The sequence below is a fragment of the Streptomyces albus subsp. chlorinus genome, assembly GCF_013302895.1.
Lineage (GTDB): Bacteria > Actinomycetota > Actinomycetes > Streptomycetales > Streptomycetaceae > Streptomyces > Streptomyces chlorinus.
Window position 1 is genome coordinate 1,776,576 of record NZ_VJOK01000001.1, and the last position, 10,347, is coordinate 1,786,922.

The following is a 10,347-nucleotide window of genomic DNA, read 5'->3' on the forward strand; positions in this document are numbered from 1 at the left end:
CCGCGCCGTCCCGTGGCCGGGGGCGCGGCCGGGCCGGCCGGGTGGTCCCGGCCGGGGCCCGGCCGCTCGCCCGTGCTTCCCCGGCGGCCTCGGCCGCCTTGCCGGCCCCGGCAGCTCTGGCAGCTCTGGCGGTTTTGGCCGCTCTCACCACGCCGGACCACCCTGCTTTCTGCGTTCTTTGCGAGGCCGCCGCCCCGGGGCCTGGCCGGCTCAGCGCCGGTGGCCCGCGGCGATCGCCTCGTGGACCATGCCGACGAGCAGTTCGTCGGCGTCCGGACGGCCGAACTCGGCTGCCGCGCGCGCCATGGCGGTGAGGCGCTGCGGGTCGGTGAGGACCGGGAGCACGTTGCCCTGGATCCACTCCGGTGTCAGTTCCGCGTCGTCGACGAGGAGTCCGCCGCCCGCCTTGACGACCGGCTGGGCGTTCAGCCGCTGTTCGCCGTTGCCGATGGGCAGCGGGACGTAGGCGGCGGGCAGCCCGACGGCCGAGAGTTCGGCCACGGTCATCGCGCCCGCGCGGCAGAGCATCATGTCGGCCGCGGCGTACGCGAGGTCCATCCGGTCCACATACGGTACCGGCACATAGGGCGGCATTCCGGGCATCTGCTCCACGTGGGGGAGTTCGTTCTTGGGCCCGACCGCGTGGAGGATCTGGATACCGGCGCGCTGGAGGTGCGGAACCACCTGCTGGATGACCTCGTTGAGCCGGCGCGCGCCCTGCGAGCCGCCGGAGACCAGCAGCGTGGGCAGGTTCGGCGAGAGCCCGAACGCCGCGCGCGCCTGGGGCCGTACGGCGGCCCGGTCGAGCGTCGCGATGGAGCGGCGCAGCGGGATGCCGACATAGCGCGCGTTGCGCAGCTTGCTGTCGGGGGTGGAGACGGCCACCCCGTGCGCGTACCGGGAACCGATCTTGTTGGCGAGGCCGGGGCGCGCGTTGGCCTCGTGCACGACGATGGGCACCCCGGCCCGCTTGGCCGCCAGGTAGCCGGGCAGCGCCACGTAACCGCCGAAGCCGACGACGCAGTCCGCCTTGGTGCGCTCCAGGATCTGCTCGGCGGCCTTGATGGTGCCGCGCAGCCGGCCGGGCACGGTGATCAGCTCGGGCGTGGGTTTGCGCGGCAGCGGAACCGCCGGGATCAACTCGAGCGCGTAGCCGCGCTCGGGCACGAGCCGCGTTTCCAGACCGCGCTCCGTACCGAGGGCTGTAATCCCCACGGTCGGGTCCTGCCTGCGCAGGGCGTCCGCGAGGGCGAGCGCGGGCTCGATGTGGCCGGCGGTCCCCCCACCGGCGAGTACGACGTGCACGCTGTTTCACCGCTCTCCGGACGGCGGCCGGCTGGCGCGCCGTCTCATTGTCTTCTCTCTCTTCCGGCCGGAGGTGGTCCCCGGACGCAGCACCCCTGCCAGCCCTCCCCAGGGCGTGCGCTGCCACAGGGCGGGCTGCCGCACGGCCAGAGCGGCGCGTGCCGCCGGGTCGCTGCGCGCGAAGGCGATCAGCAGTCCGACGGCGAACATCGTCGGCAGCAGGGCGGACCCACCGTAGGAGAACAGCGGGAGGGGGACACCGGCGATCGGCAGCAGTCCGAGCACCGCGCCGATGTTGACCACCGCCTGCGCGGTGATCCACGTCGTCACGCCTCCCGCGGCATACCTCACGAAGGGGTCCTCCGTGCGTCCGGCCACGCGGATACCCGCATAGCCTAGAGCCGCGAAGAGGGCGAGCACCGACAGCGTCCCCGCCAGACCGAGTTCCTCCCCGGTCACGGCGAAGATGAAGTCGGTGTGCGGTTCGGGGAGTTGACCCCATTTTTCCATACTCGCCCCGAGTCCCGAACCGAACCAGCCGCCGGAGGCCAGCGCGTAGATGCCGTGCACGGCCTGCCAGCACTGGTCCTGGGGGCCGGGGTCGGTGGCGGCGATGCAGCCGAGGCGGGACATCCGGTTCGGGTTCGATGTGATGAGGAACGCACCCGCGGTGGCCGCCACGGCGAGCACTCCCGCGAACAGCCGGGTGGGCGCGCCCGCCAGCCACAGCAGGCCGAAGAGGATGGCGCCGAGGATGATGGCGGTGCCCATGTCACCGCCGAGCATGATGAGGGCGAGCAGCAGCAGCGCGACGGGCACCAGGGGGACGAGCAGGTGCTTCCACTGGGTGAGCATCTTCTTCTCGCCCTTGCGCGCCAGCAGGTCGGCGCCCCACAGGACGAGGGCCAGCTTGGCGAATTCGCTGGGCTGGAGCTGGAAGGGGCCGCCCAGCGAGATCCAGTTCCGGTTGCCGTTCACCTCCTGCCCGACCCCGGGCACCTGCACCAGGCACATCAGGAAGACGGAGACGGTCAGCAGCGGATAGGCCAGTGTCCGGTGCAGCCGCGTCGGCATCCGGCAGGCTGCCACCAGCAGCACCGCGCCGATCCCGGCGGCGATCAGCTGCTTGCGGAAGTAGTAGGTCGAGGGCAGGCCGGACTGGAGCGCCTGGATCTGGGAGGCGGAGAAGACCATCACCAGTCCCAGGACGGTGAGGAACAGGCTGCCGCCGAGAATCAGATAGTAGGCCGTCAGCGGCCGGTCCCAGGCGCGTTGGGCGCGCAGGAACAGCCGTTGCGGCGCCGAGGTGCGCGAAGGCGAGCGGGGGCGCCCCGGCTCACGCCCGGGCGCCGCGCGGGTGCTCGCACGCCGGGCCGCGGGCGGTTTGGCGGATCGCGCCGTCATCCGTATCCCCTCCGTCTCGCCCGCGTCCTCGGCCGGCGGGATCGCGGGGCTACTGTTCGCTGGTGGCGTCGGCGGCGAGGGCCCGGACCGCCTCGGCGAACGCGTCGCCGCGCGCGTTGTAGTTGGCGAACATGTCCATCGAGGCGCACGCGGGGGCCAGCAGTACGGTATCGCCCGGCCGCGCCAGCGCGGTGGCCTCGGCGACGGCCCGGGCCATCGCCCCAGTGTCCGTGCGGTCGAGGTCGGTCACCGGGACCTCGGGGGCGTGTCGCGCCAGGGCTTCTCGGATGAGGTGCCGGTCGGCGCCGATCAGCACGACGCCGCGCAGCCGGGGTGCGGAGGCGGCGACCAGTTCGTCGAACGTGGCGCCCTTCGCCAGCCCGCCCGCGATCCACACGATCTTCTCGTAGGCGGCCAGCGACGCCCCGGCCGCGTGGGTGTTGGTGGCCTTGGAGTCGTCCACATAGGAGACGCCGTCCACCGTCGCGACGTGCGTGACGCGGTGCGCGTCCGGGCGGAAGGCCCGCAGCCCGTCCCGTACGGCGGCGGGCGGTACGCCGTAGGCGCGGGCGAGGGCCGCCGCGGCCAGCGCGTTGGCGATGTTGTGCGGGGCCGGGGGGTCGATGTCCAAGACCTCGGCCAGTTCCTGCGCCTGCTGCCGCCGGTTCTCGACGAACGCCCGGTCGACCAGCACGCCCTCCACCACGCCCAGTTGGGAGGGGGCGGGGGCGCCCAGGGTGAAGCCGATGGCGCGGGCGCCCTCGACCACGTCGGCCTCGCGCACCAGGTCCTCGGTGCGCGGGATGCCGCCCTCGCCCCGGTCGTCGGCGTTGTAGACGCAGGCGACCTGGTTGCCCTCGTAGATCCGGCCCTTGTCGGCGGCGTACGCCTCCATCGAGCCGTGCCAGTCCAGGTGGTCGGGGGCCAGGTTGAGGACGGCGCCCGAGTGGGGACGCAGGCTGGGCGCCCAGTGGAGCTGGTAGCTCGACAGCTCGACCGCCAGCACGTCGAGTCCGGCGTAGGGCTCCTCGTCCAGCACGGCGTCGATGAGGGAGACACCGATGTTGCCGACCGCGGCCGTGCGCAGCCCGGCGGCCCGCAGGATGCCGGCGAGCATCTGGACGGTGGTGGTCTTGCCGTTGGTGCCGGTGACCGCGAGCCAGGGCGCGCTGTCCGGACCGCGCAGCCGCCAGGCCAGCTCCACGTCGCCCCACACCGGCACGCCCGCCCCGGCCGCCGCCTGGAAGAGCGGGCTGGCCGGCTTGAAGCCGGGGGTGGTGACGACCAGATCGGTGCCCTTCGGCAGGGTGCGGTCGTCGCCGAGGCGGACGGTGATCCCGAGCGCCTCCAGCTCGGCGGCCTGGCGGCGCGGGCCCTCCCCGTCACCGCCGTTGACGGCCGTGACCCGGGCGCCGAGCCGGTGCAGCACCTTGGCCGCGGGCATCCCGCTGACGCCGAGCCCGGCGACGGTCACATGCCTGCCGCCCAGCTCCCGGGAGAGCGCGGTGAGGTCGGGGGCGCTCACTTGCTGGCCGCCCAGCCCGCGTAGAAGATGCCGACGCCGACGATGGCGCACATGCCCTGGATGATCCAGAAGCGGACCACCACAAGGACCTCGGACCACCCCTTCAGCTCGAAGTGGTGCTGGAGCGGTGCCATCTTGAAGACGCGCTTCCCGGTCAGCCGGAAGGAGCCGACCTGGATGACGACGGACATGGTGATCAGCACGAACAGGCCGCCGAGGATGGCCAGCAGCAGTTCGGTGCGCGAGCAGATGGCCAGGCCGGCCAGGGCGCCGCCGAGGGCGAGGGAGCCGGTGTCGCCCATGAAGATCTTGGCGGGCGAGGTGTTCCACCACAGGAAGCCGAAGCAGGCGCCCATCAGCGCCGCCGCGACGACGGCCAGGTCGAGGGGGTCCCGTACCTCGTAGCAGCCGGGTCCGGCGGTGGCGATGTGGGCGCAGGACTCCTGGTACTCCCAGACGCCGATGAACACATAGGCGCCGAAGACCATCACCGAGGCGCCGGTCGCCAGACCGTCGAGGCCGTCGGTGAGGTTCACGCCGTTGGACATCGCCAGGATCATGAACAGCGCCCAGACGACGAACAGCACGGGCGGCAGGGCCCAGCCGAAGTCCTGGGTGAAGGACAGCTTGGTGGAGGCGGGCGTCAGCTGCCGGGCGTCCTCGAAGCTGAGGGCGAGCGCGGCGAAGGCGACACCGACGATCAGCTGCCCGGCCATCTTCGCCTTGGCCCGCAGGCCCAGGCTGCGCTGCTTGACGATCTTGATGTAGTCGTCCAGGAAGCCGACCAGGCCCATGCCCGCGAACAGGAAGAGCACCAGCACGCCGGAGAAGGACGGCTGTTCGCCGGTGATCAGCTTGGTCAGCACATAGGCGAGCAGGGTCGCCAGGATGAAGGCGATGCCGCCCATGGTGGGGGTGCCGCGCTTGCTGTGGTGGTTCTGCGGGCCGTCGTCGCGGATGAACTGGCCGTAGCCGCGGGACGCGAGCAGCTTGATCAGCAGCGGGGTCCCGATCAGCGACAGGAAGAGTCCGATGACCCCGGAGAAGAGGATCTGCCTCATCGGGCGGCGCCTCCGGCCTCGTGAGCCGAACCGGTCTCGCCCTCCAGGAGGGCGGCCGCCACCTTCTCCAGACCCACCGACCGGGAGGCCTTCACCAGTACGACATCCCCCGCGCGCAGTTGCTCGCGCAACAGGTCGACGGCCGCCTCAGTGCCGGACACGTGCACCGACTCCTCACCCCACGAACCCTCGTTCTTGGCACCCATGTCGAGCCAGGCGGCCTCCCGGCCTCCGACTGCCACGAGCTTGCTGACGTTGAGCCGGACGGCGAGCCGTCCGATCGCGTCGTGCTCGGCGAGCGACTCGTCACCGAGCTCGGCCATCTCGCCCAGCACCGCCCAGGTCCGGCCCCCCCGGGCCTTCGCCGCCTCCCCCATGGCCGACAGCGCGCGGAGCGCGGCCCGCATGGAGTCGGGGTTGGCGTTGTAGGCGTCGTTGATGACCGTGACGCCGTCGGCGCGCTCGGTGACCTCCATCCGCCACCTCGAGAGCGTGCTCGCCGAGGAGAGCGCGTCAGCGATGTCCCCAGCGGACATGCCCAGTTGGTGGGCGACGGCGGCCGCGGCGAGCGCGTTCGACACGTGGTGCTCACCGTACAGGCGCATGGTCACGTCGCCGCACCCGGTGGGTGTGTGAAGGGTGAAAGCCGGTGTGCCGCGTTCCGTCAAACGCACGTTTTCGGCCCGTACGTCCGCTTCGGGGTCCTCGCCGAAGAACACCACGCGGGCCCGGGTGCGCGCCGCCATGGCCCGCACGTACGGGTCGTCGGCGTTGAGGACCGCCACGCCCCCCTCCTCGGCCGCCGGCAGGTTCTCGACCAGCTCGCCCTTGGCCTGCGCGATCTGCTCACGCCCGCCGAACTCGCCCAGGTGGGCCGTGCCGACGTTGAGGACGACGCCGATACCGGGCGGTGTCAGCTCGGTGAGGTAGCGGATGTGGCCGATGCCGCGGGCGCCCATCTCCAGCACCAGGTGCCGGGTGTCCCGGCCGGCGCGCAGGGCCGTCAGCGGCAGCCCGATCTCGTTGTTCTGCGAGCCCTCCGGCCACACGGTGGGGCCCAGCCGCTGGAGCAGCTGGGCGATGAGGTCCTTGGTGCTGGTCTTGCCGCTGGAGCCGGTCAGCGCCACGAGGTGGGTGCCCAGGGTGCGGACGGTGTGCCGGGCCAGCGCGCCGAGGGCGGCCGTGACGTCGTCGACGACGATCGCGGGGGCGCCGACGGGCCGCGCGGCCAGCACGGCGACGGCGCCCGAGGCCACGGCCGAGGCGGCGAAGTCGTGGCCGTCGGCACGCTCCCCGGCGAACGCCGCGAAGAGGGCGCCGGGGACCACCTGGCGGGAGTCGATCACCACCGGCCCGGTGATCCGCGCGTCCGGGTCCGTTATGTCGTGCTGCCGTCCGCCGGTGAGGGCGGCGATCTCTGCGAGGGAGAGGGGGATCATCGGTTCTGGTTGTCTGTCCGGTGAGGGGTGGAGGGAGCGGAAGGAGCCGGGGACGAGGAGGACGGGGGGACCGGGGAGGCCGGGGACGCGGCGGGGGCCGGGGACGTCCGGGCCGCCCGCTCGCGGATGGCCTCCGCCAGCACCTCGGCGTCGTCGAAGGGCCGCACCACGCCGGCGATGTCCTGGCCCTGCTCGTGGCCCTTGCCCAGGACGAGCACGGTGTCGCCGGGCTCGGCACGGGCGACGGCGGCCCGGATGGCGGCGGCCCGGTCCTCCTCCAGCAGGACGGTGCCGCGCTCGTGCGCGGGGACCTCGGCGGCGCCGCCGAGCATGGTGGCGAGGATCGCGAGGGGGTCCTCGGAGCGGGGGTTGTCGGAGGTGAGCACCGCCGTGTCGGACAGCCGTGCGAGCGCGGCACCCATGGCGGGGCGCTTGTGCGGGTCGCGGTCGCCGCCGCAGCCGAGAACGGCGTGCACGGCACCCTCGGTGACCTTGCGGACGGCGTAGAGCACGGACTCGACGGCGTCGGGCTTGTGCGCGTAGTCGACGATCGCCAGGTAGTCCTGGCCCGCGTCCACCCGCTGGAGGCGCCCCGGGACGCCCGGCACCGCGCGGATGCCCTCGGCGGCCGTGTACGGGTCGATCCCGGCGGCGACCAGCGCGGTCAGCGCGGCCAGGGCGTTGGCGACGTTGAACGGGCCGGCCAGCGGCGCCCCGGCGGGCACCCGCTGCCCCTCGGGCCCCACGGCCGTGAACGTCGAGCCGAGCGGGCCCAGCTCCACCTCCTCGGCACGCCAGTCGGCGTCGGGGTGGCCCTCCGCGGAGAAGGTGGTGACCGGGAAGCCCTCCTGCCTCAGCTCCGTCAGCAGCCGGAAGCCGTACTCGTCGTCGAAGTTGACGACCGCGGCCCGCGAGCGCTCCTTGGTGAACAGCTGCCGCTTGGCCTGGAAGTAGTCCTCCATGTCCGGGTGGAAGTCCAGGTGTTCGGGGCTGAGGTTGTTGAACACCGCGATGTCGAAGACGCAGCCGTCCACCCGGCCGAGGACGAGCGCGTGGCTGGAGACCTCCATCGCCACCGAGCGGACGCCGCGCTCGCGCATCACCGCGAACAGCGCCTGCAGGTCGGTGGCCTCCGGGGTGGTGCGCTCGGATTTGATGCGCTCGTCGCCGATCCGCGACTCGACGGTCCCGATCAGGCCCGTCGGCCCGCCGCCCCGCTCCCCGGCGTCCTTCTGAGCCGCCTTCCGCAGCCCGCCGTCCACCAGGTAGGCGGTGGTGGTCTTGCCGGAGGTGCCGGTGATGCCGATCTGCAGCAGGTCCTCGCCGGGCCGGCCGTAGATGACCGCGGCCAGCTCCCCCATCCGGCCGCGCGGGTCGGGGACGGTCAGCACCGGCAGCCCGGTCGCCCGGGCGCGCTCGGTGCCGCTCGGGTCGGTGAGGACGGCGGCGGCGCCGAGGCTGCGGGCCTGCTCGACGAAGTCGGCCCCGTGCAGCCGGGCGCCGGGCAGCGCGGCGTAGATGTCGCCGGGGCGCACGGCACGCGAGTCGTGGGTGATGCCGGTGACCGGCACGTCGGCGTCCCCGGTGCCGGTCACCGGGGTGCCCGGGGCGGCGGCGTCCAGCAGTCGGGCCAGCTCCGCGAGCGGCACGGGCGCGACCCGCGCGGGGCGGGGCGGTCCGGGGTAGGACTCGGGGGAGGTCTGATCAGCTTGTGGCACGGCGGTGAGCGTACCGGGCGGGACGGTGGTGCCGCGAAGCGAGGGGCGCGGCGGGGCCCCGGCAGCCTGCTGGTTGCACTCGCTGTCAGTGATCGTTCTCACGTGGCGCATGGCTCAGTCGTTCCGGTCCTTCTCGGCGGACACGGGGAGCCGCGCGGGCTTGGCTCCCGTCGGGGGGATCTGAAGGCTCTTGAGGGAGAACTTCATGACCTTCTTGTAGACAGGACCGCACACGTCGCTGCCGAAGTAGCTGCCCTTCTTGGGGTTCTGGACGGCGCAGTAGACGGTGATGCGCGGCTGGTCGGCGGGGGCGAACCCGGCGAAGGAGGCGGTGTAGCCGTGGTACCGGCCCGTCCTGGGATCCACCCGGTTGGCCGTACCGGTCTTCCCCGCGACGCGGTAGCCGGGGATCTTCGCCGTGGTGCCGGTGCCCTCCATGTCGGAGACGACGGACTCCAGCATCCTGGCCAGCGTCCTGGCGGTCTTCTCGCTGACGACGCGGCGCTTGCCGGGCTCCTCGGCGGGCCGGAAGCGGCCGTCGGGGCCCGTGGCGCCGCGCACCAGCGACGGCTCGGTCCGTACCCCGCCGTTGGCGATCGTCGAGTAGATCGACGCGGCCTGGACGGCGTTGAGGGACAGGCCCTGGCCGAAGGGGATCGTGTACTGCTGCGAGGCGCTCCACTTCCCGGGCTTCTCCAGCAGGCCGTCGGTCTCCCCGGGGAAGCCCAGCCCGCTGGGCCGCCCGATGCCGAACGCCCGCAGGTAGTGGTACAGGACCTTGTTGGCCTGCCGCTGCGTCCTGCCGAGCTGCTCGGTGGCGAGGATGGTGCCGATGTTGCTGGACTTGGCCAGGACGCCGTTGAGCGTCAGGTGCCAGGTGGGGTGGTCGACGTCGTCGGCGAAGGCGCGGTCGGCGCGCTTGAGCCGGTTGGGGACGGTGACCGCCGTCCGGGGCGTGGCCTTGCCCTCCTCCAGCACGGCGGCCATCGACATCACCTTGCTGGTGGACCCGGGCTCGTAGGCGTCCTGGAGGGCCGGGTTGCCGAAGGAGTCCACCCGCGCGCCGCCGATGTCGTTGGGGTCGAAGCCGGGCGCGCTGGCCATGGCCAGGAGCTGGCCGGTACGGGTGTCCTGCACGATGACGTAACCGCTGTCGGCGTGCGAGTCGGCCACCTGGTCGCGGATCGCCTCCTGGGCGGCCCACTGGATCTCCCGGTCGAGGGTCAGCTCGATGTCGGAGCCGGGCCGGGGCGCCTGCTCGCGGACCCCGGCGGTGGGGACCTGACGGCCGCCCGACTGCGCGTAGGTGACCTTGCCGGGGTCGCCGGCCAGCTTGCCGTCGAGCATGGCCTCCACCCCGGCGCCGCCCTTGCCCTCGGCGTTGACGAAGCCCAGCACACCGGCGGCCAGCTCCCGGTTGGGATAGACCCGCTTGGCGTGCTTCTCCTGGTAGATCCCGGCCAGCACGTTGGACCGGGTGCCCCCGGAGGAGCCGGCGGCCCTCTCGGCGAGCCGCTGCTTGAGCTTCTTGATCGTCCGCCAGGTCCGCGGGGTCTGCTGGCGGGCCAGCAGGACGTAGCGGGTGCCGGGCCTGGACAGCTTCCGGGCCAGCTCGGCCGGCTCCTTGTGCAGCAGCGGGGCGAGGATCTTCGCGGCCCGCTCGGGGGCGTCCTTGGTCTTGGTCTGCTCGGGCGTGAACAGATACGGGTCCGCGGTGATGTCGTAGGCGTCCACGGTGGTGGCCAGCGCGGACCCGTCCCGGGCCGTGATGGTGCCCCGCTCGGCCGCGAGGGGGACGGTGATGTAGCGGTTGACGGCGGCCTTGTCGGCGTACGCGCTCGCGTCCACGGCCTGCACCTGGAGCAGCCGGGCGGTGAACGCCAGCATCACGAGGG

The 10,347-nt window shown here is 72.9% G+C and carries 7 protein-coding genes; all 7 read right to left on the reverse strand.

What is annotated here, in order from left to right:
* Positions 1-210 precede the first annotated feature (210 nt).
* Entirely contained in the window at positions 211-1,305 is a 1,095-nt protein-coding gene (murG, locus tag FM076_RS08065; RefSeq protein ID WP_173869247.1) for an undecaprenyldiphospho-muramoylpentapeptide beta-N-acetylglucosaminyltransferase, read from the reverse strand.
* Positions 1,306-1,311: 6 nt separating this feature from the next.
* Positions 1,312-2,709, reverse strand: a complete 1,398-nt coding sequence (ftsW, locus tag FM076_RS08070; protein ID WP_173869248.1) for a putative lipid II flippase FtsW — start codon at positions 2,707-2,709, stop codon at positions 1,312-1,314.
* 49 nt (positions 2,710-2,758) lie between these two features.
* Positions 2,759-4,153 (reverse strand): UDP-N-acetylmuramoyl-L-alanine--D-glutamate ligase, encoded by a 1,395-nt coding sequence (gene murD / locus FM076_RS08075; protein ID WP_243274835.1) that lies wholly within the window; start codon positions 4,151-4,153, stop codon positions 2,759-2,761.
* Positions 4,154-4,230: 77 nt separating this feature from the next.
* Positions 4,231-5,295: a phospho-N-acetylmuramoyl-pentapeptide-transferase gene (gene mraY / locus FM076_RS08080; RefSeq protein ID WP_173869250.1), complete on the reverse strand. Its 1,065-nt coding sequence runs from the start codon at positions 5,293-5,295 to the stop codon at positions 4,231-4,233.
* Positions 5,292-6,734, reverse strand: a complete 1,443-nt coding sequence (locus tag FM076_RS08085) for a UDP-N-acetylmuramoyl-tripeptide--D-alanyl-D-alanine ligase (RefSeq protein WP_173869251.1) — start codon at positions 6,732-6,734, stop codon at positions 5,292-5,294. Before FM076_RS08085 ends, mraY begins: the two co-directional genes overlap by 4 nt.
* Positions 6,731-8,554 (reverse strand): UDP-N-acetylmuramoyl-L-alanyl-D-glutamate--2,6-diaminopimelate ligase, encoded by a 1,824-nt coding sequence (locus tag FM076_RS08090; RefSeq protein ID WP_428814733.1) that lies wholly within the window; start codon positions 8,552-8,554, stop codon positions 6,731-6,733. The genes FM076_RS08085 and FM076_RS08090 overlap by 4 nt, the downstream gene beginning before the upstream one ends.
* 12 nt (positions 8,555-8,566) lie before the next feature.
* Positions 8,567-10,347 (reverse strand): peptidoglycan D,D-transpeptidase FtsI family protein (locus FM076_RS08095; RefSeq protein ID WP_243274367.1); only part of this gene is annotated, 1,781 nt, incomplete at its 5' end.

Coding starts and splice junctions, on each gene's coding strand:
- ftsW (WP_173869248.1), bottom strand. CDS start 2,709: ATGACGGCGCGATCCGCCAAACCGCCCGCGGCCCGGCGTGCGAGCACC.
- murD (WP_243274835.1), bottom strand. CDS start 4,153: ATGCCCGCGGCCAAGGTGCTGCACCGGCTCGGCGCCCGGGTCACGGCC.
- mraY (WP_173869250.1), bottom strand. CDS start 5,295: ATGAGGCAGATCCTCTTCTCCGGGGTCATCGGACTCTTCCTGTCGCTG.
- FM076_RS08085 (WP_173869251.1), bottom strand. CDS start 6,734: ATGATCCCCCTCTCCCTCGCAGAGATCGCCGCCCTCACCGGCGGACGG.